Source organism: Cohnella sp. GCM10012308 (assembly GCF_042649185.1).
GTDB lineage: Bacteria > Bacillota > Bacilli > Paenibacillales > Paenibacillaceae > Cohnella.
This window is the reverse complement of sequence record NZ_JBHRYU010000007.1, coordinates 189,512-213,737: the sequence shown is the minus strand read 5'-3', so window position 1 is coordinate 213,737 and position 24,226 is coordinate 189,512. Positions and strand designations below refer to the sequence as shown.

Here is a 24,226-nt window from a genome sequence, read left to right as displayed (position 1 = left end):
GTCCGTTATGGATAGACCGGCAGGAACGTCAGACCCGTCGTCTCGTCCCAGCCCATCATCAAGTTCAAGTTCTGAATCGCCTGGCCCGACGCGCCCTTGACGAGGTTGTCGATGACGGAGATGACTGTCAGGCGCTTGGTGCGCTCGTCGACGAGCACGCCGATGTCGCAGTAGTTCGAGCCGTACACTTCCTTGGTCGACGGATACGTCCCCTCGGGACGCACGCGCACGAACGGCCGGCCCTCGTAGAATTGATTGTACAGCTCGCGGAAATCGGCCGTCGTGCGGCTCTTGTCCGTCAGGCTCGCGTACATGGTGCTCATGATCCCGCGCGTCATCGGCACGAGATGCGTCGTGAACGACACGGTCACCGGAGCGCCAGCCGCGCGCGCCAGCGTCTGCTCGATCTCCGGCGTATGCTGGTGCTGGTGAACCTTGTAGGCCTTAAAGTTCTCGTTCACCTCGGAAAAATGAGCGCTCATGCTGAGGCCGCGGCCCGAGCCCGACACGCCGGTCTTGGCATCGACGATAATGCTGTCCGGGTCGATCCAGCCGGCCTTGACCGCCGGATACAAGCCTAGCGTCGTCGCCGTCGGGAAGCAGCCTGGATTGGTAATGAAGTCCGAGCCGCGCACTTCGTCGCCGAACAGCTCGCTCATGCCGAACACCGCGCGCTCGAGTTCGTCCTGCTGCGGCGCTTCTTTTTTGTACCAGTGGGCGTAGCTCTCCCTGTTCTTGAGTCGGAAGTCGCCGGACAGGTCGATGACCTTGAGCCCCGCCGCGAGGAACTGGCTCGCCAGCTTCGTGCTGACGCCATGCGGCGTCGCGAAGAAGACGACGTCGGCCTTGCCCGCGATCAGCTCGGGATCGACGGCGTCCAGGATGTCCGTGTGGATCTCCGTCAGATGCGGATATCCGGCCGCGAACGGCTCGCCCGCGTTGGACGAGGAGATGACGGACGTGATCGTCACATAAGGATGGGCGGCCAGCAAGCGAATGAGTTCGACCCCGCCGTAACCGGTCGATCCGACGATGGCGGCGCGCACCTTGGATGGCGCCGTGGATGATGAAGATGACATTTAGATGCACTCCTTGCTCTATAAAGGAATGGGACGCTGCGCGATGGTGGGCGCGCGCCCGCCGTTCATGGCAAACTATTCCCATTGTACCGGATCGCGATGGGGATGTCTAAAACAAGTTAAGCCCCGCCGCCGCGTCCCGGCTATGTAAGATGCAGTTGCTCTGTCAGCACTGCGGGACGCGGCGGACGGCGGCTCGGAGGCACGCGGGGTCCGGTTGTCGATGTGTATCATTATACATTCGAATGAGTATTTATTCAACGAAAGATTCGGCTGGAAGGTAAGGTTATTTTTGATGGAACCGATCGATGCTGGCGATGAATGAATGGGTTCAGGTTTTGGGATGCCGCAACGTTGCGGTTACCCCATTTGCGTTCAGGACTCGAGTTGCATGAGCTGCCAGAGTTTGCGGTTCACGTAGCCTTTATGGATTGCTCTTGCCGTAGCCGTCTTGGCTTGTGCTTACCATAGCCGTCATGGCTTGCCCTTACCTTAGCCGTCATGGCTTGTTCTTGCCGTCGTCACCGGATCCTGGCCTTTTCGGTGCCGCTTGCGGCTTGTTGGATACGCCCGGCTTGGCTGGCGCGTGCGGCTCATGGAACCCCTCACCCAGCACCTCCGCAGCATTCGTGATAATGACGAACGCGCCCGGATCGGCGTCCTGCACGAGCAGCTTGAGGCGTGTCACCTCGTTTTGACCGACGACGGTCATGAGTACGGGACGCTGCTCGCCGGTGAAGCCGCCCTCGCCCTGCAGTTTGGTAAGGCCGCGGTCCAAGTCGATGAGCACGGCCTGCGACACCTTGTCGGGTTGCGTCGTCACGATAAACGCGGCTTTGGACGTCTGCAGCCCCGTCTGCACGACGTCGATCGTTTTGCTCGTGACGAACAGGCCGATGAGGGCGTAGAGCGCGTTTTCGGGCGCGATGAGGATGCCGGCCGAGAGAATGACGAGGCCGTCGAGCGTGGCGACCGCGAGACCGAGGCGCAGCCCGGTGTAACGGTGCAGGATCTGCGCGGCCGTGTCGAGGCCGCCCGTGGATGCTTGGCCGCGGAAGACGAGGCCGAGGCCAAGCCCGACGCCGAGACCGCCGTAGATGGCGGCGAGCAGCGGGTTGTGCGTCGGCGGGGTCCAGTGTGCGGTGAGCAGCACGAACAGCGGCAGGACGACTGAGCCGACGGCGGTCTTGATGCCGAAGCGGCTGCCGAAAACGGCGAGCCCCGCGAGAAAGAGCGGGATGTTGAGCGTCCATTGGGCGTAGGCGGGCTTGATGTCGGTCAAGTAGTTGACGATGACCGAGATGCCGGACACGCCGCCGGAGGCAATCTTGTTGGGCAAGAAGAACAGATTGAAGCTGACCGCGATGAGAAAGGAGCCTGCGAGCAGCAGCGCCATCGACACGGCGTTGCGGTAGAGCGGCGAGCGCGGCTTGCGCCGGCGCTTGTTCGGCCTTGGCTCCGGATGAAGCCGAAGTTCCGCCCGATTCGCTTCGTTTGCATTTTCCATCGTATGAAGCCCACTTCCTTTTATTTTAGAGCGTTACTTCCATGCAAAAGAAGCAAGCTCCTCCACCTCGGCGGCGCGATAGGTTCACTTCGGACGGATACCGGCACCGGTTCCTGATGAGCGGAGCCGTGCCGGCGATCGGAAGAAACGTTTCCTCGCGTTGCCATTAGTGTCGGAACTTGCTTCATGCTTTATTCGAACCCGGCGCGAGCGCCACAGTCCATTATTCGGCAGCCGCCGCCGGATCCGTCTTGATCTGGCTGCGCAGGTAGCCGTCGATGAACGGATCGAGATCCCCGTCCATAACTGCCTGCACATTGCCCGTCTCGACGCTCGTACGATGGTCCTTGACCATGCTGTACGGATGGAAAACGTACGAGCGGATCTGGCTGCCCCAGGCGATGTCGAGCTGTTCGCCGCGGATGGCTGCCAGCTCGGCCTGCTGCTCCTGAATCTTCTTTTCGTACAGCTTGGATTGCAGCATCTTCATGGCGCGGTCGCGGTTGGAAATCTGCGAGCGCTCCGTCTGACAGGCCACGACGATGCCGGTCGGCAAGTGCGTGAGCCGGATCGCCGAGTCGGTCTTATTGATGTGCTGGCCGCCGGCGCCGCTCGCCCGGTACGTATCGACCCGCAGGTCTTCGGGACGAATCTCGATCGTGATGTCGTCCGGAATCTCCGGCACGACGTCGCAGGACACGAAGGACGTGTGGCGTCTGCCCGACGCGTCGAAAGGCGAGATGCGTACGAGCCTGTGCACGCCCTTCTCGGCCTTCAGGTAGCCGTAGGCATTGTAGCCGCGCACCATGATGGTCACGCTTTTGATGCCCGCTTCGTCGCCCGGCAGATAGTCGAGCAGCTCCACCTTGAAGCCTCTCTTTTCCGCCCAGCGCGTGTACATCCGGTACAGCATCGAAGCCCAGTCCTGCGACTCCGTGCCGCCCGCGCCCGGATGCAGCTCGAGGATCGCGTGCGACTTGTCGTACGGCTGGTTGAGCAGCAGCTGCAGCTCGAAGTCGTCGACTTTCTTGGACAGCGACTTGACGCTGCCGACCCATTCGGCTTCGAGATCCGCGTCCGATTCCTCCTCGAGCATTTCCTGCATGGCCTCGAGGTCCTCCTGCTCGGCCGCAAGCGTCGTATATTGCTCTACGACACCTTTGATGGCATTAAGCTCGGAGATGACGCCCTGCGCCTTCTCGTTGTCGTCCCAGAAGTCGGGCGCACTCATCTTCTCCTCGAAGTTCGCGATCATTTCTTGCTTGAGACCTAAGTCAAAGAGACCCCCTAAGATACGTGAGTCGCTTCGCGGATTCGCGAAGGTCTTGCTTGGCTGTGTAATCGTTAACGGCCATGTAAAATCACCTCATCGTAGAATACGGCCCGGCTTGCGGTCCGGCGTTAGCTTTGTATCAATCATACTGTCTAGTGTCGCCCGTCAGTCGCTATCGTTCGCCCGACATGCAAGAGCGATGCTCACCGGACGCGGCCCGGTTAGGCCGCCCGGCGGAGCACCGCTCCCGTGCCTCGAATCAGTCTATGCGACCGTGGCACATTTTGTATTTCTTGCCGCTGCCGCAAGGGCAAGGGTCGTTGCGGCCGATGCGCTGCTCCGGCGAACGCGCCGGACGCTTCGGTCCCGCCTCGGCTTTGGTATCGACGGCTTGGCCCTCGGCTACGGCTTCGCGCTTCACGTTGCTCTCGACCTGCGCCTTCATGATATAGAGCGTCACTTCTTCTTCGATCCGCTCGATCATAGACAGGAACATGTTGTGGCCTTCGAACTGGTACTCGCGAAGCGGATCGTTGCCGCCGTAAGCGCGCAGGTGGATACCTTGACGCAGCTGGTCCATCGCGTCGATATGGTCCATCCACTTGCTGTCGACCGCGCGGAGAACGACGACCTTCTCGAACTCGCGCATCGTCTCTTCGCCGATCATTTCCTCGCGCTCGCCGTACAGCTGCTCGATCTTCGCCATGAGGAGCTCGACGATCTCTTCCTTTTCCTTGCCCCACAGCTCGTCCTTGTTCACGCGGTCTTCCGGCAGGAAGTTCGCATGCGCGTAGCTTGCGAGACCCTCGAGATCCCAATCCTCCGGCACGTCGTCGCCCGGGCAGTGCTTGTCTACCGCACGGTCGACGACCGACTTGATCATCGGCATGACGACGTCGCGAATCTTCTCCGAGCCGAGGATCTGGCGGCGATCGCCGTAGATCTTCTCCCGCTGCAGGTTGATGACGTCGTCGTATTGCAGTACGACGCGGCGGGCGTCGAAGTTGCTGCCTTCGACGCGCTTCTGCGCCGATTCGATCGCACGGGTGATGAGACGGCTCTCGATCGGGGAATCCTCGTCGAAGCCCAGACGCTCCATCATGCCCATGATGTTGTCGGCGCCGAAGCGACGCATGAGCTCGTCCTCCATCGACAGATAGAACTGCGAGGAGCCCGGGTCGCCCTGTCGGCCTGCACGGCCGCGGAGCTGGTTGTCGATCCGGCGGCTCTCATGCCGCTCGGTGCCGATGATGTGGAGGCCGCCGATGTCCGGCACGCTCTCGCCCAGCAGGATGTCCGTACCGCGTCCGGCCATGTTCGTCGCGATCGTAACCGTGCCGCGCTGGCCCGCGCTCGAGATGATCTCCGCTTCTTCGGCGTGATACTTGGCATTCAGCACCTGGTGCTTGATGCCCTTTTTCTTCAGCATTTCCGACACGCGCTCGGAGTTCTCGATCGATACCGTACCGACCAGTACCGGCTGACCGGTCTGGTGACGCTTCACGATCTCCTCGACGACGGCGCGGAACTTGCTGTTCTCCGTCTTGTAGACGACATCCGGGATGTCCTTACGGATGTTGGTACGGTTCGTCGGGATCTGCACGACCTCGAGACCGTAGATCCGCTTGAACTCTTCTTCCTCCGTCTTCGCCGTACCGGTCATGCCGGCCAGCTTGCGGTACATCCGGAAGTAGTTCTGGAACGTAATCGTCGCGAGCGTCATGCTCTCGTTCTGGACGTTCAGGCCTTCCTTCGCCTCGATCGCCTGGTGCAGCCCGTCGCTGTAGCGGCGGCCGGCCATCAGGCGGCCCGTGAACTCGTCGACGATGACGACTTCCTCTTCCTGGACGACGTAGTCGACGTCGCGCTTCATGATGAAGCGCGCGCGCAGCGCCTGGTTCACGTGGTGGTTGATCAGCACGTGCTCGTGCGCGAACAGGTTCTCGATATCGAACGCCTGCTCGACCTTCGTCACGCCGGCTTCCGTCAGCGCGATGCTTCGCATTTTTACGTCGATCGTGAAGTCCTCGGTGTCCGACAGCCGGCTCGCCACGCGGTCCGCCTGGTAGTACATCTGCGTCGACTTCTGCGCCTGGCCGGAGATGATCAGCGGCGTACGCGCCTCGTCGATCAGGATGGAGTCGACTTCGTCGATGATGGCGTAATAGAGCGGGCGCTGAACCATCTGCTCCTTGTACAGCACCATGTTGTCGCGCAGGTAGTCGAAGCCGAACTCGTTGTTCGTGCCGTACGTGATGTCGCACGCATAAGCCGCCTGCTTTTCCTCATGGGAAAGACCATGCAGGTTACAGCCGACCGTGAGGCCCAGGAACTCATAGACTTGTCCCATGAGTTGGCTATCCCGCTGAGCCAGGTAGTCGTTGACCGTGACTACGTGCACGCCCTTGCCTGCCAGCGCGTTCAGGTAGACCGCGAGCGTACCGACGAGGGTCTTACCTTCGCCTGTCTTCATCTCCGCGATCTTGCCGCTGTGCAGCACCATACCGCCCATCATCTGCACGTCAAAATGACGCATCTTCAGCACGCGAAGCGCCGCCTCGCGAACGACCGCGAACGCCTCCGGCAGAATATCGTCCAACTCAAAATTTTCTTTATCCAGGCGATTGCGGAACTCGTCCGTCTTGGCACGAATCTGTTCGTCGCTCAGCCCTTTAATTGAAGACTCCAGCTCGTTGATCTCGTCGACCGTCTTGGACAGCCGCTTCACTTCGCGCTCGTTGGCGTCTCCGAATATCTTCTTCACTATTCCGAGCATATGATACCCCTTCCCCTATCCGGGATGACCGTATCTATTTATTTTAGCAGTTTGGCGGGAGGGGGGCAAGGAACGGGAAACTCCCACATTCAGCCTAAGTCTGACCAACGCTCTGTTTACTTTATAGCTAAAATCGGAATTTTGTTGGAATAGTCGAAATGATAAGTAAACATATCCGTTCGAATCTCATGGTTTTCAATCATGATTTCTGTTCCGTGCCCGAATCTGACATCGAGTTCAGTCATCACATAATCAAATAACAGTAAAAAGTCGGCATCCAAACCATGAGAATTGGATTTAAAAATTTGATTGTCTACTTTAGACTCTGTTATTTCATGCAAAAAGCAATTACGGACCCCATTGCAAAATTTCCTCTTTTCTCCAAATGTGATTAATGTATCCGCAGAACCATGGAAAGAATGTATCTGGCAGAATTTATTTAAGTTATTATATAGAAATGGCAAACTAAGGATCTTCCTATCTTTAGTTACTATTTTTTTAGCAAGATAATCAAAAATTATATCAGCACCAAAAACAGGCATTAAGCGTCGATTAAATTGAAGATATGCTGGATAAACCCAAGCCGAGTTGTCTATAACCAAAGAGAACAGCCCCGGAGCATAACGATTGCATAATAAAGCCAAATAAGCACCATGGGAATGTCCATAAGCAATGACTCTCTTGGTGTTATATTTATAACCATTGTCTTTAATAATTTCCGATACAGCCAAAACTGCCGTTATGTTATCCAAAGCTTGCATTAATCCCATATCGTTAAAATTGTGAACGGACTCTTCTAAACGTTCCGCCTGCATAAATTCCCATCCAAAAAAATCGCATTGTACCGTTACCAAGTTATATTGATCCGCGAAAGTCGACCTCATTTTTTTATATACATTAGAATTGGCGTGTCCTCCGAACCCAGCGATGAAAAGTACGATGCCCGTTTCAGCGTTTATTCCAGAATCAGGTTCGGAAAAATATACGTCTAGCTCGTTAGAACGGTCCCCACCATAAAGATTAGGATGTCCTGACATGCAAAATTGATAATCCTTAGCCATTACGCACCTCAATTGCTTAGTATGCACGATATATCGGTAAATCTGCACATAAAATAAACCCCGGCGCATGCCGGGGTTCAACTTTTAGCGCATTTATTAATCGGCTTCAATCAAGCCATACGTCCCATCATTCCGACGATAGACGACATTCATTTCTTTCGTCGCGGAATTGGCGAATACGTAGAAGTCGTGTCCGACCAGATTCATCTGCAGAATCGCGTCCTCAACCTCCATCGGTCTGAACTTGAACCGCTTTGTCCGGACGAGCTCGAAGTCCTCTTCCTCATCCAGCATGACTGCAGTGGCGGAAGACGACGCTCCCGGAACGGTTTCCTTAAAGATACGGGCTTGATTATCCTGCTTCATTCTACGGTTTAATTTGGTCTTGTGTTTGCGGATCTGACGCTCAAGTTTGTCCACTACGAGGTCGATCGAAGCATACATGTCGTTGCTCTTCTCCTCCGCCCGGAGAAACATGCCCGGAAGCGGAAGCGTTACCTCGACTGCGCTGCTGCCTTTGGTTACGCTAAGCGTTACTTGAACATCGGTTTCGGGAGGCGCTTCAAAATACCGTTCGAGCCTGGTTAGCTTCTTTTCGACATATTCCCTCAGGGCTGCCGTGACTTCCATGCGCTGACCGCGAATCGTATATTTCATATGCTGTTGCCTCCTTTGCTGACTTCATTTTAACATACCACGGAGGCCGAATTCAAAACATTCCGATGATTGTTTTGAATTTTCTGTTAACTTTGAAAATAGTTTTGAAAACGGTTAACGAAAGAGAAAAACCTCGGATTGCTCCGAGGCGGGGTGGCCATCAATCGTATTTAGGACCGATGTTCTATCTATACGAGCCGAACGCCTCAAGGGCGTTATAAAATTAGACTTTGATAACGTTTGCTGCTTGCGGGCCGCGCGCACCTTGCACGATGTCAAACTCAACCGGCTGGCCTTCTTCAAGCGCCTTATAGCCGTCCATTTGAATCGCGGAGAAGTGAACGAAAACATCGCCGCCTTGCTCTGCCTCGATGAAGCCATATCCTTTTTCTGCGTTGAACCATTTCACTTTACCTTGCATGTGCATAACATTCCCTTCATCTTCAATTCAATGGCATCCATGATTCCACTGCTATAGGCGATTTGGCCTGGCCCACAACGAGAATATACCATCATGGAAAGTTTTGTGTCAATGGGAGAAATGTAAGCGATAACATTATTTTTAAAAAAAGAAGAGAGCTATCGTCGTTTATCGACAAAAAAGCCCTCTTCCATGATTTCTTCGAGCTCATACGCCTGTTTCTGACGGCGCCCATCCTGAATGCCGCGAAGATGCCCGGAAGCCTCTTCCTTGATTGTATTCATCTGTCCGACAATCAGTGTATCAAGTACTAATAATTGATCGACAATCGGCTTAAACGCTCTTCTGAGTTCAGGGTCCTCCGGTTGCTCAGCGTTCAAACGCCGAATGCGGATCATCAGATCCGTGCGCTGCCGCATAAAGGCTTTCCAATCATCATCCGTTAACTGCTCTCGACGCGCAGCCGCATCCTCAGTAATCTGCAAAAGCTCGCTAAACAACTCATCCATGCGAGCTTTGCGCCTGCGGCGTTGCAGCCAATTTCGCTGCCTGGATCCAAGTCTCCTTCAACTCCAGCAAATGCTGGACGACTTCTTCGGCAGGCTCAGTCTTTTTGTGAATATTCGCCTGAACAAGCCTGTAACTAAAGTATTCGTACAACTGAAGCAGATTCGCTGCAATCGGCTGATCGCGGTCCAGCGTGATCGTAAATTCGCTGATAATGTTTTGCGCTTTGACCAATTGCGTATTAGCGTCCTCGAACTGGCCGTTCTTGATTCCTTCGATTCCCGCCTTGCAAAAACGAATGGCGCCGTCGATCAGCATAATCAGCAATTGCTGCGGAGTGGCCGTCTGAATGGCCGTCTCCATATATTTGTTGCGGGTTGCTGCTGGCATCATAGCCGCATCCTCCTCAAAGTTGCCTTAGCTACAGATGACCTAGCTTAACCTATTCCTAGCTCGTACCGAACTGTTGGGACAAGTATGCGCTCTGAGCGTTCATCTGATTGATGTAAGTTTCCATGGCGGAAAACTGGTTATAATACTTGGTCTCCATATCGTCGAGCAATGTCGACATGGCGGAGATTCGCTTATCGAACTCACCGATTCTCTTGCCCATTGTATAGGAAGAATCGACGCTGGACGAAGTCCCAGCCTTTGTCTTGAGGCTTGTCATCAGGTTGTCCGCCTGCTCGACCAACCGCGTAGCGAGTCCGTCTCCTGTGTTAGACGTCTTATTGCCCCCATCCGTTGCCGTAAACAAGGCGGATACCTCGTCCGGATGCTCGGCGATCGCTTTTTTTAGCGCGGTCGGATCGATATAGAGCTTGCCCTTCTCCGCGTATGTGCCGGTGGTAATACCGATCTGCGAGAGTTGTTTAATATCGCCGCTCGGGAGCCCAGACACAACAGAGGATAGCGAAAGACGGAAACCGTTTAGCGCTGAAGAAACCATTTGGTCATTGCGGATTAGACCGCTCTTCGCTTTGGCTTCCCAAGCCGCAATCTCGTCTTCCTTCATGCTTGACCGTTGCTCGTCGGTCAAGGGCGTGTAGTCTCTATATTGCTTTTCATCGAGTGTCGAGTTAATCGACCCGATCATCTCATTATACTTGTCTACGAAGGTTTTGATTTTATCGTAGATTGCGTCTGTATCCTGGCTGACCGTGATATTAGCTTCAGTCGACATGACTTTCTTCGCAGTGAAGTTAAGGCCGTTAATCGAAAAAGTGTTCGTGGCGTAAGTTCCCGTAACGCCATTATACTCAATGATTGCATCCTTGCCGGAGCTAGCCAAGCCGGATGTCGATCTAGCCGCTGCAACCGGGGCAGCGAATCCCAAATCCGAGACTACATCCTTAGCGTCCGAAGTCTGATCGGTAATCAAGATCGGCTTGACGGATTGATCTGCCGGATTGGTAAAGGCCAGCTTATTGTTGGCGTCCAAATAGGCGGTCACGCCTTTTTTGCCGATGTCGGAATTGTTAATCTGATCGATTAAGTTGCCGATCTGAGTCGTCGCATCTACCGTAAAGTCGACCGTTTTGCCATCGTAGCCAATACGAAGCGTTTGTGCGGTCGTCAAGCCCTTGTTGACCCTCGTCGTTGCACCGTCAGCAAAGGTTTGCGTACCGGTCACCGTACTTCCGGCTATGGCGCCGCCCGGCGTCAGTTTAAATACATTGGAGATCAGACTGCTGTCTTCGCTCTGAAGATCCACCTTGGCGGCTGAGCCGGTACTGGAGGATGCGAAAAAGAAATGATCCAAAGTCGTATCGTAGCTGACCTTCGCCCCTGTTGTATTGGCCTTGTTGTTGATGGCCTTAATCAACGTATCGAGCGTATCCGTCTTTTTAACGACAATGGTCGCCGTTCCTTTTTCCCCGCCAACCGTAAGGGTCGTATCAGCAGCTAATCCAAGGTCCCCAAGCTTGGTATCCAGTCCACTAAGCGCCTTGGCGCCTACGGCAGTGCTTGATGTCAGCTTCGCCGTCTCCGCGACTTGATTAACCTTGATCTTGTACGTTCCTTCGGTTGCCGTAGCAGTGCCGGATACCGTGATCGAGTCCGGCGTATCGGAAGTCGCGGTACGGCTGTTGAAGTTGCTGCTGAGCTTCATATCAAAAGCAACGTTTCTGAAGTCCGAAATCTTGGTATTAACGGCACGGTACGCATCCCGTTGCCATGTGAGCACCGTCTTCTGCTGATTCAGTCGCGTCAGCGGAATCCGATTGGCGTCCATCAGCTTTTTGACCATCGAATCGATATCCATGCCAGAAGCCAAACCTGTAATGCGGTTAACCAAAATTGCTCACCTTCCTCTCGCCCAAGGCGCGATTACCGTCGTTCATCAACCAAAATGCCGGCCTTTTCCCAGAGACTGGCAAGAAAATCCAAGTTCTTCTCTGGAGGAATCTCTCTGATGATCTCGCCATTCTCGGAGTTAACCACCTTGACCATCACTTGCTTCGTTTTTTCGTGAATCGAGAATTGCAGGCTTGTCGTCTTGCCAGCCAATGTTTTCAAAGCCTTTTCAATAGCCTTAAGCACTTGCTCGTCGCTGATGCCGATCTGATCGCCGAATTGCTCTGCCTGCTTAAGCGTAGAGAAGCTAGGGAGCTCGCCGGCGGACGGCAAATCCGGTGCCGAGCCAGCAGCATCCGAACGAGCCGCAGGCTCCGGCGCCTGCGCAGGCTGAATCCGCTCCGCGCCTCCCGCAAAGCCGGATGTCGAGCCCAATGCGATAGAATCCATCCATATCCCTCCAAAAACGTAGCCTTTACACCCTATATCGGAATATGAAGACTTACATTTGAGAGACCTTTACCTTTATAAGCCAATAAAGTTGGATAAGATTTGCAATCCGATATCTCTGCTCTTTTCCGGATGGAACTGCGTACCGTAAATGGCTCCCTTTCGCACAACGGCAGCAATCGTTCGGCCGTTATAGTTTGCATCCGCAAGCCGATGCTCGGGGTCGTCTGGAATCGCCGTGAAAGAATGAACGAAGTAGGTTCTGCTGTCTTCGGACGCACCTTCCAAAATCGACCCTGCCCATTCCGTATCCGGCTTAGGCCGCCGCAGCTCCGACCACCCGATATGCGGAATTTTGTGAGTCTGGCCCTCGACAGTCGTATTCGGAATCGCGCTCACTTTACCCGGAATAATTCCCAAGCCCTCGTGCGTGCCGAATTCTTCGCTCGCGCTGAGCAGCATCTGCATGCCAAGACATATGCCTAACAGCGGCTTGTCTTGCTCCGCATGCCTGCGGATCGCCTCGACGAGGTTGCGTTCACGCAATCCGTTCATTCCATCCGCAAACGCACCGACGCCCGGAAGAACCAGCTTGTCCGCGGCTTCGATCTGCTCAGGCGTTTGCGCAAGCTCGACATGCGCCCCGCAATGCTCTAATGCTCTGGATACGCTAAGCAGATTGCCGACGCCGTAATCGATTAAAGTTATCGTATTAGCCATGCTTCACCGCCAATGCCGATTCCTGAATCGCCTGCCTCAGCTCGTCGATGCTCAGGCGATCGTAATGAAGCGCATCCGCGACGGCGACCGCATCCGCCTTGCCTGCTCCAATAACTTCGGATAAGTGCGCCGGTTCGCCCAATCCGCCGCTGGCGATGACCGGGATCGACACGGCCTCGCTGACTGCGCGCACGAGCCGGTTATCGTACCCTTTTCGCGTTCCTTCTTGATCCACGGAGGTCAGTAAAATTTCGCCCGCTCCCAGTTTTTGCCCCCGGACTGCCCATTCCACGACGTCGAGCCCCGTTTTCTCGCGTCCATTGTCCGTATAGACCTCCCAGCGGTCAGTGCCGATACGCTTGGCTTCGATGGACAATACCATGCATTGGGATCCAAACTTCTGAGACACTTCGCCGATCAGTTCGGGTCTATGGACTGCAGCGGTATTTATAGCCACTTTGTCGGCACCCATTCGGAGCATGTGGGTAACGTCCTCAACGCTGCGAATGCCGCCGCCTACCGTCAGCGGTATAAATACGTTCTCCGCCGTGTATTTTACGATTTCAGAGAGATTGTTGCGGCCGTAGAGGCTGGCGACGGTATCCATATAAATCAACTCGTCGATCCCGCCTTCATAGTACTTTCTGGCGAATTGTTGAGGATCGCCTACGACCCGGAGACCTTCCAGATGAATGCCCTTGATGAGGTTGGGGCCTTTGATGTCGAGTCTGGCGATTAATCGGACATTCATCGCAATCCGCTCCTCTACGCTTCCCAGACGGTTTTTTTGAGTTTCCAGGCGTCGCCTTCACGGCGCCATAGATGTGGCGACCGGAAGTGATCGGCCAGCTTCATGAAGTAGTCGCGGTCCATGATCGGTTGTTCGAACATGCGGGACGCCTCCGGAAATTGCTTCTCGTTCATGCTGAGATATTCGAAGATCTCGTCCGCAAAGCGATCGGGAAACTCGCCGTCGAACCGCTTGACCAGCGCCACGCCTTCTTCGCGCGTAATGTCGCCGGAGCGGATCTCCTGCGCGGCATCGTATGTCGCACGGCCGATGCCGAACTTGATGAAAGTCGTGTAATAGTGGAAATCGTCGATCCGATCGTCGATGCTGTTGTACTTGCTGTATGTGCCGGGCGTACGCTCCGGAGAGGCTTCGAACCCGCCATGCTCGACAGAGTAGTAATAGCAGCTTTGCGGATGCCATTTGAGATAGTAGCCGAGATAGTGAACGTTCACTTCTTTTTTCTCGATCTCTTCAGGATTCGCGGGCAGGTAAGGATTCAGCTCGTAATCCTCGACGCCGTAATTTTCCTTAAGCTCCGCCAGCGACGTGCCGCCGAGGAAAATCTTGGACTTGTCGGATGCCGTAAAGTAAGACCAGTCGCGCTTGGCGGAAGTCGTGTCGCTGATCGGGTTGCCGTATTCCGCCTCGTTCTCCCCGTAAAATACGAGTTGAATGTTATGCAGCAGGGCCATCTTCGGCGCCAGCGCCTTCTGCCCGAAAATAAACGGCTGGAACGGATGGAACAGGTTCTCTACCGCAAGTCTCGTCAAAAGCCGGTGAATCCGGCCGTTCGGCGTGCACAAGTAGTTATCGAATCCGGCGTGGATCCAGGATTGAAAGTTGCGCCAGCCCCACTCGGTGTAAACATGAGGCGCCCAAGTTACGGTCAACGGATGCATGTTGTACTTGGTGCGGAGAATATGCGCCGCATAGAAGCTGTCCTTGCCGCCCGATCCGGGTACGAGACAGTCATAAGAACCGTCGCTTTTGCGGTAACGGTCGCAGAGCTCGCGGAGTTCTTTCTCTCTTGCGTCCCAATCGATGGTCTTATGCTTCTGCTCGGCAAGACGGCAAGCGTCGCAAATGCCGTCTTCGTCGAAATGGATCGTTGCTTTTTTGCTATCCTTCGTATGCGCGTATTCGACCGCGGAATTAGGGCGCTGGTTGGAGATGACGCAGCGCTTGCAGAACTTGATCTCGCGCGGCAGACCGTATTTGATCTCCGCTTGTTCGTCGTTTTGTTCAAAATCGCTTATCGTTCGCTGGGCCGGAAATCGGGACATTAACGAAACACCTCATTCAATAAAGTAAAGTCAGATCGATTGGCGAGACTCTTTTCTTTTGTTCATCAGAAAAGAAACCCATTCCCATTCCAATTCATGGTCGATATCGATCGAGCGCTCTTCCGGCATTTCGTAAAGCAGAGTGTCCGGCAGGAAAAGCGTATCGTTTTCCAATAACACGGAACGCTTCCAGACGTAAATGGAACCATTCATGTCGTAGCAGCGCGGGCTATCTTGCCTGCGAACAATGGGATTGGGCAATCTCTTAGAGAGTTCGGCAACGCCGCGCTCGTTGATCTCCACTAAGTTAAAGTAAGGAGAACGGCGAGCCGTCATACCCGTGATTACGTTGGAGACGCCCGTTTCTTCAAGCATGCGCACAGCTTGAACGATATCGCTGGGGAAACGCAGCGGCGAGGTCGCATCAAGATCAACTGCCGTATCGATAACGATTCCGAGCCTTTTCTCCGCTTCCATAAAGCAGTGGCGAATTGCAGGTACCTTAGGCGCGTAATCGGTAGCCATCTCCGACGGCCGCTTGATCAAAATGTCTGCGCCGGAAGCACCGGCAACATCCAAGATATGATCGGAATCGCTGCTTACCGCGATTGCTTGAAACAGCCCCGTTTCTTTTGCCTGTTCTATACTATGGGCAATTAAAGGTCGGCCGTTCAGCAACCGGACATTTTTGTCCGGTACGCCTTTCGAACCGCCTCGCGCACAAATAGAGCATAATCGTTTCAATCCGTCACCTCATTTATCAAGCGAAAACCTCCGCATACTCGCCGTTCGCCCGTTCATAGTCGTCCATCCGTCCGATATCGAGCCAATACTCACGAAGCGGAAATACACAAGTCTCCTGCTTATCGGCCATCAGCGCTTCGAAAAGCGTCGTCATATCATAGAACACATTTTGCGGAATTTGCCGAATCACTTCGGGATTTAAGACGTAAATGCCGGCATTCACGAAATAATGCTGCTTCGGCTTTTCTACCAGTCCCACGAGATGATGCTTGTCTACGTTGACGACGCCGTAAGGCACTTGATATTCATAGTTCCGCACGCACATCGTAGCTTGCGATTTGTGAGATTGATGAAATTCAAGCAGTTGATTGAAGCTCACCTTCGTCAGCAGATCGCCGTTCATAACGAGCAGCGGCTCCTCGGGCAGTTCTTCCAAAAGGCTCAGCGCCCCGGCCGTTCCCATGCGTTGATTCTCCCGAATATATCGAATCTGTACGCCCCATCTGGAGCCGTCTTGGAAGTAGCTCTCGACCATCTCGGATTTATAATTAACGGATAAGTAAAAATTGACGAACCCGCTTGCGATGAAGTTCTCCAGAATCGTCTCCAGCAGCGGTTTGCCGCCCACATGCAGCAGCGGCTTGGGGGTTGTGTCGGTCAGCGGACTCAACCGCGTACCAAGCCCGCCAGCCATGATGACGACCCAATTGTCCTTTCGCGCCGGCCGCACCAGATCGTCAAAGCATTTCAGATCAGTCAAGCGTCCCTCGTGGTCGACAAGCGGTATATGCCGGATTTGCTTAATGCGCATGAGGGATAAGATCACGCCGCTCTCGGTCTGCTCCGGCAGAATCGTAGGATTGGCATTCATGATCAGAACGACCGGCTCCTGCAAGCCGATCCCTCGCAGTATGCCTCGCCGGATATCGCCATCCGTAATCGTGCCGACCAGCCTTCCCGTTTCGTCGGTAACGAGCGCAATCTGCATCGAGCTGGAATCGATCGTTTTCACCGCTTGCTCGATTGTCATGTCCATAGGAACTACCGTGTTCTGCCACTCGGTCATGGATGCATCTCCTTCGCTGGTACTCCTGCATGCCGAGCGCCGGCCGGAACGTTGCGTACGACGACCGCGCCCGCACCGACAACGGCCCCTTTCCCGATCCTTCTGCCTTCGATGACGACAGCGCCGGCGCCGATGAAAGCTTCGTCGTCGACGATCACGCCGCCTGCCAATATGGCTCCAGGCGCGATGTGCACATGATGCCCGATTCGGCAGTCGTGATCGATCGAGCTGCGGGTATTCAGCACGGTATTGTCGCCGATCTCGACCGAAGGCTGTACGATGCAGCCAGCCATTATTTGCGCGCCTTCGCCAAGCCTGACATCCGACGCCATGATGGCGGCGGGGTGGATAATCGCTCCGAACGTATAACCTTTTTGCTTAAAATCGTCATATAACCGGCTTCTAAGCCCGGAATGCGCGACTTGGCCAATGCCGTTGATGAGTATTATATCGGCTGTCGAATAGCTCTGCTGAATAGCTGCGTCATTGCCGATCCATGGATAATTTTGCAAGCTATCCGCAATGTCCGTCGGATTCGGCGCCGTTATTCCGACAATTTTCGCCCCCAGCAGCCGAAGCGACTCTATGACGACCTTGGCATGTCCTCCACCGCCAAGCACGATGACCGGCTTATTCATCGACTAATCTTTCATCCGCAGCGTAATCTCGAAGGGCCGTTCTTCCAAGCAGGTCCCAATACTTGCTCGGCGGCAGGCCGCCGCCTGGCCTTTTAATCCCGATGTTTCCCTCGGTAAACCGCTCTCCCTTTCGAATATCGGCAGCCGCAACCAAGCTTTTGCGAATGATATGACGGTTGAAGCTCTCCGACTTCGAAGGCTTCTTGACCCCGGAGCCCAACGCAAGCTCGACTTGCCGGATCGAAGCGACCATCGCCTGAAGCTCGTCCGGCTCCAACGAAGCCCGATGATCCGGACCGGGCAGATCCCGGCTTAGCGTAAAATGCTTCTCGATGACTGTGGCTCCTCTAGCGACCGCCGCGATCGGGATCGCGATCCCCCGCGTGTGATCCGAATAACCGACGGAGATGCCGAATGCCGAGGCAAAGGTATCCATCACGCGCAAGTTCACCTCGTCGAAAGGAGCCGGATACTCTGTCGTACAATGCAGCAGCGTCACTCGCTCCCGCAGTATTCGTTGGCCATCCGGGGATGCGTAAGCTTCCATAATCGCGCCTTCCGTCGGCAAGTCAGCATCGTTCAGGTAGCCGAAGGCGATGAGGGAAAGCGCCGATTCAATATCGGCAAGCGTGCACACGCCGCTGGACAAGATGATCGGCAACCCGCTTCTGGCGGCGCTAAGTAGCAGAGGGACGTTCGTAATCTCGCCCGATGGAATCTTGAGGCGATCTACCTCAATGGTCTCCACCAGGAGATGCAGACTCGCCAAATCGAAGGGAGAAGACATGAAGGCGATCCCGCGCGCCTCGCATTCCGCCTTTATTGTTAGATGGTCCGCTTCGCTAAGCTCCAGCTTCCGGATCATTTCGTACTGCGTGTCCGTATCTCCGGTATTGCGGTCCTGATAAGCGGCCCGATCTGCCGTGCGCGTAACCAGATGATCCGCCTTGAAGGTCTGGAACTTGACGGCATCCGCGCCGGCGTCTGCCGCTGCCCGCACCAGGTCCATCGCGAGATCGAGCGACCCGTTATGATTAACCCCCGCTTCCGCGATAATGTAGACTTGTTTTTCTTTCGTCATTTCGTTTCCTCCATGTCACGGAACGTCTTTTTGAGCAACGTACGGTAATCGACAGTGTCGCCGATGACGCGGCAGATTCTTGGAGCGGCATTCCCGTCTCCGTAAGGATTGATCGTATCGCTGCAATCCCGCGCTAGCGCTTCTTGGATCGCCCGCTCGATTGCGTCCGCTTCGGGCAAACAGGATATGACGGAAGCGGCGGCAAGACGTCCACGCTGACGATCGCCGATATTGACCGTCGGCACGCCGAAGGACGGCGCTTCGTAAAGTCCGCTGGATGAATTACCCACGACAGCCGACGAAATAGCCATAACACTCAGATATCTCTGTTGGCCTAGCGATGCATAGACCGCCGCATTTGGCCTGTTCTGCGCAAACCTCTCAAGCGCTTCATTGATTTTCCGCCCGTCGTTGTCCGCATTCGCTTTGGTAAAAATCAGTCCGACGTCCGGACCGAGTCGCTCGCATGCTTCGAACAACGCATCGAGCTGCCGAACGGCGCTGCCCGCCTCCAGCGTAACGGGATGGAACGTAATCAGCAGATTGCGGGAACACAGCTTGAAGCCGATCTGCTCCTCGATCTCCCGCCGCGTCAGCAAGCGCATGCGCTTGATATAATCGATACCTGGACTGCCGACATTGTAGACATGGGCCGGATTTTCGCCCATCTGCCTCACTCGCTTCGCCGCGACTTCGTTCGTTACGAAGTGAAGGTGGGCCATCTTGGTCAGACTGTGCCGGATCGCTTCGTCATAGGCGCCTTCCGTCGTATCTCCGCCGGCGATATGCGCAAGCGGGATACCCGCAACCATGGCTGCTTGGGCTGCCGCAAACATCTCATAGCGATCCCCGAGCACGACCAGAAGATCAGGCTTCAGCATGGCCAAGGCATCTCCGAAGCCAATCATCCCTAGCCCCATCGACTTGGCGATGCCGGCCGGGCTGTCGCTCGACAAGAGCATCTCGACCTTGGCATCGATGCGAAAACCGTCCTCTTCGATCTGTCTAAAGGTCAAGCCGAACTCCGAAGACAGATGCATGCCCGTGACGAGCAGCTGCAACTCCAGCCGGTCGTCAGCCTCCAGCTCTCTCAGCAGGTAATATAAGAGTCCGTAATCCGCTCGGGTTCCCGTAACGACGCCGATTTTTTGCTTATTCTCCATGACGATCACCTAACTTCACGCTGCTCGGGATATTGATCACCCTGCCATAATAAGCTTCCGTGAGGCTCAGATCCATCGCTGGACAATCTTGATAAGGAGGCATCAAATGCATCGGCGTCCAGATCGGACGTGTCATGATGCCTGCATCGTTGGTCGCTTCCAACAAATCGTCCCGGTACGCAGCAGTTTCAGGACTCAGAATGACGGCATTCAGCCAATAATTGCTCCTGGCGTAGGAGGGTTCCGTCATGAAGGACAGATACGGATTGTCCTTAAATCGTTCTTCGTAAAGCTGCGCTAAGAGCCGCTTTCTCTCCACGTATGAGGGCAGCTTCTCCAACTGCGCGCAGCCAAGCGCGGCGTTGAGGTTCGGCATCCTGTAGTTGTAACCGGTCTCGTCATGATAAAAAGCCCAGCGGTGCGGCAGTTTGGCCGTTGTCGTCAAATGCTTGGCCCGATCCGCCAGCGCGTCGTCGTCGGTCAATATGGCGCCGCCGCCGCCTGTCGTTATAATCTTATTGCCATTAAAGCTTAATGCTGATAACTTGCCGAGCGTTCCCATGTGCTTCCCTTTATAAAAGCTCCCAAGCGACTCGGCCGCGTCTTCGATCAAGACAAGTTGATATCGATCGGCTATCTGAGCCAGCGCATCCAAATCAGCCGGATGTCCAAACACATGCATAGGTACAAGAGCCCGGATGCGTCTGCCGGTTAGTCGATTGAAAAGACCGTCAGACTTTAATTCCGCAATCGTCTCCAGATAGTCGGCCAGCTTGGCGGCATCTACGCCTAGCGTTACGTTTTCGATCTCGACGAAGTGCGGAACGGCTCCGCAATACCGAACAGCGTTAGCCGTCGCCACGAATGTCAGCGAAGGAATCAGCACTTCCTCCCCAGCCTCTACGCCTGCGAGCAGCAAGCAAACGTGAAGAGCAGCCGTCCCGTTCACGACAGCGATCGCCCTCCGGGCGCCGGTATATTCTTGCAGGGCGGCTTCGAATCTCCCTACATACTGGCCGGCTGTCGAGACCCATCCGGTGTCAAGGCAGTCCCGCACATACTCCCACTCGCGGCCCTCGAACAAAGGCTCGTGTAAACCAATGAAGGAACTGTCCGCAGGCAGACAGTCCCTTAGCAAGGAGATCGTTTGGTCGATGAGCTGTTTTTTCTCGATCATATATTATAGAAGTCGGCTTTGTAGCTCGCCAGGTTTTCTCGCCTGGAGAACCAATCGACCGTCTCCCCTAGCCCCCTCTCAAGCCCCTCGAGTCCTCCGTACTGCGGCTTCCAGCCTGCCAGACGCTCAGCCTTGGCATTATCCGCCCAGAGCCGCTCGACCTCGCTCTTCTCCGGCCTGAGCCTGGCTTCGTCAGTGACGATCTCGATATCCGCATTCATGATTCGCGCGATAAGCGACACCGTATCCCCCATACTCACCTCATAGTTACTACCGATATTAATGACCTCGCCGACGGATTGCTCCGACTCCGCCACCGCGATAAATCCTCTTACCGTGTCCGATACGAAATTAAAGTCTCGCGTCGGATGCAAAGCGCCTAGCTTAATCTGACGCTTGCCGCTCGCAATCTGCGTGATGACGGTCGGGATGATCGCACGCGCGGACTGGCGCGGACCGTACGTGTTGAACGGACGAATGATCGACACTGGCGTACCGAACGAAGAGTAGAATGACATCGCCATCTGATCCGCGCCAATCTTGCTTGCCGAGTAAGGCGACTGCCCCTGGAGCGGATGCTCCTCCGTAATCGGTACGAACCGTGCCGTCCCGTATACTTCGCTTGTCGAGGTATGCACGAACTTCTCGACTCCCGCATCCCTGGCTGCTTGCAGCAAGTTCAACGTCCCCTTGATATTCGTGTCTACGTAGGTGTCCGGCGAATGATAAGAATATGGAATCGCGATGAGCGCTGCCAGATGAAAGACGACCTGGATTCCTTCCAGCGCCTTCCGTACGCCATTTGGATCGCGGACATCGCCGGAGAATACCTCAAGACGGCTCTTCAACTCCGGCTCCAGTGTGTCCAACCAGCCCCAGGAGTTAAAGGAGTTGTAGAGCACGAAGGCACGAACCTTGTAGCCTTGCCTGAGCAATGTCTCTGTCAGATGCGAGCCGATGAAGCCGTCGGCGCCGGTCACAAGAATAGACTTGTCAGATAGATTCATGGCCGACTGTCTCCTGCTCCGTTGATTTTGCTTGCTCCGCTTCCTTAACCTCAAGAAGACGAAGCATTAATCCGTAGGTCTGGCTGTAAGCCTTTTGGCATTCATAGATATAGGTTCCAAAGTTTTGTACGATTTGTGAGGCCTTCTCGAACACATTGTTCTCAAATTTAATATTGTTTATTTTTTGAAGCAGCAAGTCGTGACCGGTAATATTCATAGGTTGTATCATTATTTTATATACTTCGTTGTTTAATATTTTCTTAATTCCGGCATCCAGTTTAGGAAAGAAGCCGTATAACTTGTTTGCTTTACGCTGTTCTTTTATAAGGTGAATTTTCTTCAATAGATCCGATACTACGTCCAAATCTGCCTTTAGTGCTTCATAACTAGCCTTAAGTTTTTCTATATGATTTACAACTTCCACTCGGTTGTACATGTTTACCTGATGCGCCTTATACCAATTATCATCTGCGGTAAACGCATTAAATTGTGTCATTACTTCATCTAAAGGAATATATGGAACCTGGTCAATGGCCGCACCGCCATTGGTCGTGTTATGCACGCGCACATCTGGATAATTCCTGCGAATAGATTCAATGCTTTGCCGCATCAAATCTAACTCTTCAAAGGTTTGAATATTATTGCCGAAGACGTCCTTTACTATAAGCGCTCTTTTTTGGTCCTCTTCCGTAACTTCTTCCGAACGATCATCGTAGCTAATCCCCTCGGCATAATATTTATCGCTTCGCGATGCCAAGTTTTGTCCCACAAAATAAATATCACACTCTAGCTTGCACAACAGATCGAGAGTCACTCCTGCGATCGAAGGAGATACAATTGCGATTTGATCGTTTTGTCTTAAATCCTCATGCTTGAGCAAATCTAAGGTTACCGTATCGTGAGACATCACAAAGTGCATCTTGGCCCCAGGATACTCATCTAGCAATCTTGCCCCAACATAAGTACCATATACAAGCGGAATTTGATCATAGTTATTTTCAATAATCTCTTTAAAAACTGTCGTTTGCAGATCGCTCGCGTCGTAAGCAAATACAGCGTGCGGCATAATTTGATTCGCCAATAATACTTTATTTGCGGAGCCGACCGCAAATATATAAGCCGAATTTTGTCGGCGAATGAGCGCCAAATTTTCAATTTCATCCTGTAGGGAAGGACCTGCAGAGACGATTAACACAGGCTTACCTTTTAGTACATCCTTGAATTGCAGAAAACCTGGCGATTGAAACGTATATTGAAAGTTTAAAACACTGTTAAACACCCAATATTGTTGGAACGCCTGATTCGCTTGCAGATTGTATCGACGATGATGCAGATGTTGCCTAAATCTTCCTGCAAATTTTTTCACTCTTTCTTCCGCTAATCTTTCATAAGCGGGGTTTATGACTAGCATGGTCTGACCGGTTGTAAATAGAAGCAAATATTCCAAATAGATGTCCATTTGTGCCGGATCCGTTTCCAGGCAAATATTTTGAATGCTGTACGTTAAACGGTTACTGATTTCCCGTTCCTTCATCCAATTGAAGAACAAAGGGGGCTCCGGCTCATACAACGATATTTTTAAATTCGGGAACTTCTCGGCAAATGCCTCTACATGATAACCCAGGCCACAGCCGTAAAATAAAACATGCGTATTTTCCTCAATGTGATTGAATTGATTGACAAAATTTTTGGCCTCTTGTACAGGATTATATTGGCTCTGCCAATATACTTTTTTGCCGTCCCCGTCCTCAGACATGATCGTTAAGTCACCTGAGCGGGCAGCTACTACTGTATAATTCGTGCCTTCAAACTGTTCCTGCCTACGATCCAGTAAACCTATAACGTTCGGAAATCTGGATTGCAGCCACTCCATATTTTTAGCTTTCATTGGATCCCCTCGGTTTGCAATGTAAGGATGCTATCTCGCAATTGCTGATACAACTCAGCAAGCTCATAGGTGATAATGTCACCGGTTAATATGCGATCATTATCTTCAATAGAAGCAAGTAACTCTTTAACAACACGGCTCAATTCAACGCTTTGTTCGGCAAAAAAAGTGCTGGCCTTTTGAAATGAACTATTAATGATAAGTGACGAGACCTCGTCGAGCCAACCGATTCCCTCTAATAAATCTTTAAACAATTCCCATTGGATTGCCCCTTCTCCTTGCTGGAAAGATGCTGCTATTGCCGGCAGTTGTTCGAGCGCCACTGACAAATAATTCAATGCGGTTTGGAGGAGATCATCCAGCCATTCCGAAGAACCGCGTTCTATTACACGAATTTCGCTGGAAGGACCTGCTTGATCGAGAGCTTCACTTAGATCCCCATAAAACGGAATGGCATCGACAAGAATATGATGAATATCAAGTTGATTATTCAAAGCGATTTGCTGGACATGACGAATTACTTCCGCATTCGTCTGTTGTGTCGGCTCAAAATAGTGACTTTGATCTCTGAATTTAAAATGCATACACTCACGCCTCTACTAAGGTATGTCCCTATTATCGGCAGATTCGACATAAA

The 24,226-nt window shown here is 53.5% G+C and carries 23 protein-coding genes; all 23 read right to left on the bottom strand.

Features of this window, described 5'->3' with window-relative positions; genetic code table 11:
• Positions 1 to 5: 5 nt before the first annotated feature.
• Positions 6 to 1,079 carry an N-acetyl-gamma-glutamyl-phosphate reductase gene (argC, locus tag ACFOTD_RS11465; protein ID WP_378118735.1) on the bottom strand — a complete coding sequence of 358 codons (1,074 nt, stop codon included), beginning with the start codon at positions 1,077 to 1,079 and terminating at the stop codon, positions 6 to 8.
• Positions 1,080 to 1,578: 499 nt separating this feature from the next.
• On the bottom strand, positions 1,579 to 2,586 hold the full coding sequence (locus ACFOTD_RS11460) for a YitT family protein (protein ID WP_378118733.1): 1,008 nt from the start codon (positions 2,584 to 2,586) through the stop codon (positions 1,579 to 1,581).
• 223 nt (positions 2,587 to 2,809) lie between these two features.
• Positions 2,810 to 3,941 (bottom strand): peptide chain release factor 2 gene (gene prfB / locus ACFOTD_RS11455; RefSeq protein ID WP_378118731.1). Its coding sequence is split into 2 segments (ribosomal slippage): positions 2,810 to 3,862 and positions 3,864 to 3,941, totalling 1,131 coding nucleotides; the frame shifts between segments, so codons are not numbered across the junction.
• A gap of 177 nt (positions 3,942 to 4,118) precedes the next feature.
• Entirely contained in the window at positions 4,119 to 6,635 is a 2,517-nt protein-coding gene (secA, locus tag ACFOTD_RS11450) for a preprotein translocase subunit SecA (protein WP_378118729.1), read from the bottom strand.
• Between the two features lie 116 nt (positions 6,636 to 6,751).
• Positions 6,752 to 7,696 (bottom strand): DUF2920 family protein, encoded by a 945-nt coding sequence (locus ACFOTD_RS11445; protein ID WP_378118727.1) that lies wholly within the window; start codon positions 7,694 to 7,696, stop codon positions 6,752 to 6,754.
• 96 nt (positions 7,697 to 7,792) lie between these two features.
• On the bottom strand, positions 7,793 to 8,353 hold the full coding sequence (gene hpf, locus ACFOTD_RS11440) for a ribosome hibernation-promoting factor, HPF/YfiA family (RefSeq protein ID WP_378118725.1): 561 nt from the start codon (positions 8,351 to 8,353) through the stop codon (positions 7,793 to 7,795).
• A 223-nt stretch (positions 8,354 to 8,576) separates the two neighbouring features.
• Positions 8,577 to 8,774: a cold shock domain-containing protein gene (locus ACFOTD_RS11435; protein ID WP_378118723.1), complete on the bottom strand. Its 198-nt coding sequence runs from the start codon at positions 8,772 to 8,774 to the stop codon at positions 8,577 to 8,579.
• Positions 8,775 to 8,932: 158 nt separating this feature from the next.
• On the bottom strand, positions 8,933 to 9,283 hold the full coding sequence (gene fliT / locus ACFOTD_RS11430; protein ID WP_378118722.1) for a flagellar protein FliT: 351 nt from the start codon (positions 9,281 to 9,283) through the stop codon (positions 8,933 to 8,935).
• Positions 9,276 to 9,674, bottom strand: coding sequence for a flagellar export chaperone FliS (gene fliS, locus ACFOTD_RS11425; protein ID WP_378118720.1), 399 nt, complete (start codon positions 9,672 to 9,674; stop codon positions 9,276 to 9,278). Before fliS ends, fliT begins: the two co-directional genes overlap by 8 nt.
• Before the next feature lie 55 nt (positions 9,675 to 9,729).
• A complete protein-coding gene (gene fliD / locus ACFOTD_RS11420; protein ID WP_378118718.1) occupies positions 9,730 to 11,580 on the bottom strand; it encodes a flagellar filament capping protein FliD in 1,851 nt (616 codons plus the stop codon).
• 32 nt (positions 11,581 to 11,612) lie between these two features.
• Positions 11,613 to 12,014 carry a flagellar protein FlaG gene (locus ACFOTD_RS11415; protein ID WP_378118716.1) on the bottom strand — a complete coding sequence of 134 codons (402 nt, stop codon included), beginning with the start codon at positions 12,012 to 12,014 and terminating at the stop codon, positions 11,613 to 11,615.
• Positions 12,015 to 12,104: 90 nt separating this feature from the next.
• Positions 12,105 to 12,749 carry an imidazole glycerol phosphate synthase subunit HisH gene (hisH, locus tag ACFOTD_RS11410; RefSeq protein ID WP_378118714.1) on the bottom strand — a complete coding sequence of 215 codons (645 nt, stop codon included), beginning with the start codon at positions 12,747 to 12,749 and terminating at the stop codon, positions 12,105 to 12,107.
• Positions 12,742 to 13,500 (bottom strand): imidazole glycerol phosphate synthase subunit HisF, encoded by a 759-nt coding sequence (gene hisF, locus ACFOTD_RS11405; RefSeq protein ID WP_378118712.1) that lies wholly within the window; start codon positions 13,498 to 13,500, stop codon positions 12,742 to 12,744. The genes hisH and hisF overlap by 8 nt, the downstream gene beginning before the upstream one ends.
• Before the next feature lie 14 nt (positions 13,501 to 13,514).
• The gene (locus ACFOTD_RS11400) at positions 13,515 to 14,825 is read right to left on the bottom strand and encodes an N-acetyl sugar amidotransferase (RefSeq protein WP_378118710.1); all 1,311 of its coding nucleotides are present in this window, start codon (positions 14,823 to 14,825) and stop codon (positions 13,515 to 13,517) included.
• A gap of 30 nt (positions 14,826 to 14,855) precedes the next feature.
• Positions 14,856 to 15,569, bottom strand: coding sequence for an acylneuraminate cytidylyltransferase family protein (locus ACFOTD_RS11395; protein ID WP_378118708.1), 714 nt, complete (start codon positions 15,567 to 15,569; stop codon positions 14,856 to 14,858).
• Between the two features lie 16 nt (positions 15,570 to 15,585).
• Positions 15,586 to 16,635, bottom strand: coding sequence for a nucleotidyltransferase family protein (locus tag ACFOTD_RS11390; protein ID WP_378118706.1), 1,050 nt, complete (start codon positions 16,633 to 16,635; stop codon positions 15,586 to 15,588).
• The gene (locus ACFOTD_RS11385) at positions 16,632 to 17,273 is read right to left on the bottom strand and encodes an acetyltransferase (protein WP_378118704.1); all 642 of its coding nucleotides are present in this window, start codon (positions 17,271 to 17,273) and stop codon (positions 16,632 to 16,634) included. The genes ACFOTD_RS11390 and ACFOTD_RS11385 overlap by 4 nt, the downstream gene beginning before the upstream one ends.
• A complete protein-coding gene (gene neuB, locus ACFOTD_RS11380) occupies positions 17,266 to 18,354 on the bottom strand; it encodes an N-acetylneuraminate synthase (protein WP_378118702.1) in 1,089 nt (362 codons plus the stop codon). Before neuB ends, ACFOTD_RS11385 begins: the two co-directional genes overlap by 8 nt.
• On the bottom strand, positions 18,351 to 19,517 hold the full coding sequence (gene neuC / locus ACFOTD_RS11375; RefSeq protein ID WP_378118701.1) for a UDP-N-acetylglucosamine 2-epimerase: 1,167 nt from the start codon (positions 19,515 to 19,517) through the stop codon (positions 18,351 to 18,353). The genes neuB and neuC overlap by 4 nt, the downstream gene beginning before the upstream one ends.
• Complete coding sequence (locus tag ACFOTD_RS11370; RefSeq protein ID WP_378118699.1) at positions 19,507 to 20,694, bottom strand: LegC family aminotransferase; 1,188 nt, start codon at positions 20,692 to 20,694, stop codon at positions 19,507 to 19,509. Before ACFOTD_RS11370 ends, neuC begins: the two co-directional genes overlap by 11 nt.
• A complete protein-coding gene (locus ACFOTD_RS11365) occupies positions 20,691 to 21,701 on the bottom strand; it encodes an NAD-dependent 4,6-dehydratase LegB (protein WP_378118697.1) in 1,011 nt (336 codons plus the stop codon). Before ACFOTD_RS11365 ends, ACFOTD_RS11370 begins: the two co-directional genes overlap by 4 nt.
• The gene (locus ACFOTD_RS11360) at positions 21,688 to 23,589 is read right to left on the bottom strand and encodes a motility associated factor glycosyltransferase family protein (RefSeq protein WP_378118695.1); all 1,902 of its coding nucleotides are present in this window, start codon (positions 23,587 to 23,589) and stop codon (positions 21,688 to 21,690) included. The genes ACFOTD_RS11365 and ACFOTD_RS11360 overlap by 14 nt, the downstream gene beginning before the upstream one ends.
• The gene (locus ACFOTD_RS11355; RefSeq protein ID WP_378118693.1) at positions 23,586 to 24,173 is read right to left on the bottom strand and encodes a DUF8042 domain-containing protein; all 588 of its coding nucleotides are present in this window, start codon (positions 24,171 to 24,173) and stop codon (positions 23,586 to 23,588) included. Before ACFOTD_RS11355 ends, ACFOTD_RS11360 begins: the two co-directional genes overlap by 4 nt.
• Between the last annotated feature and the right edge of the window lie 53 nt (positions 24,174 to 24,226).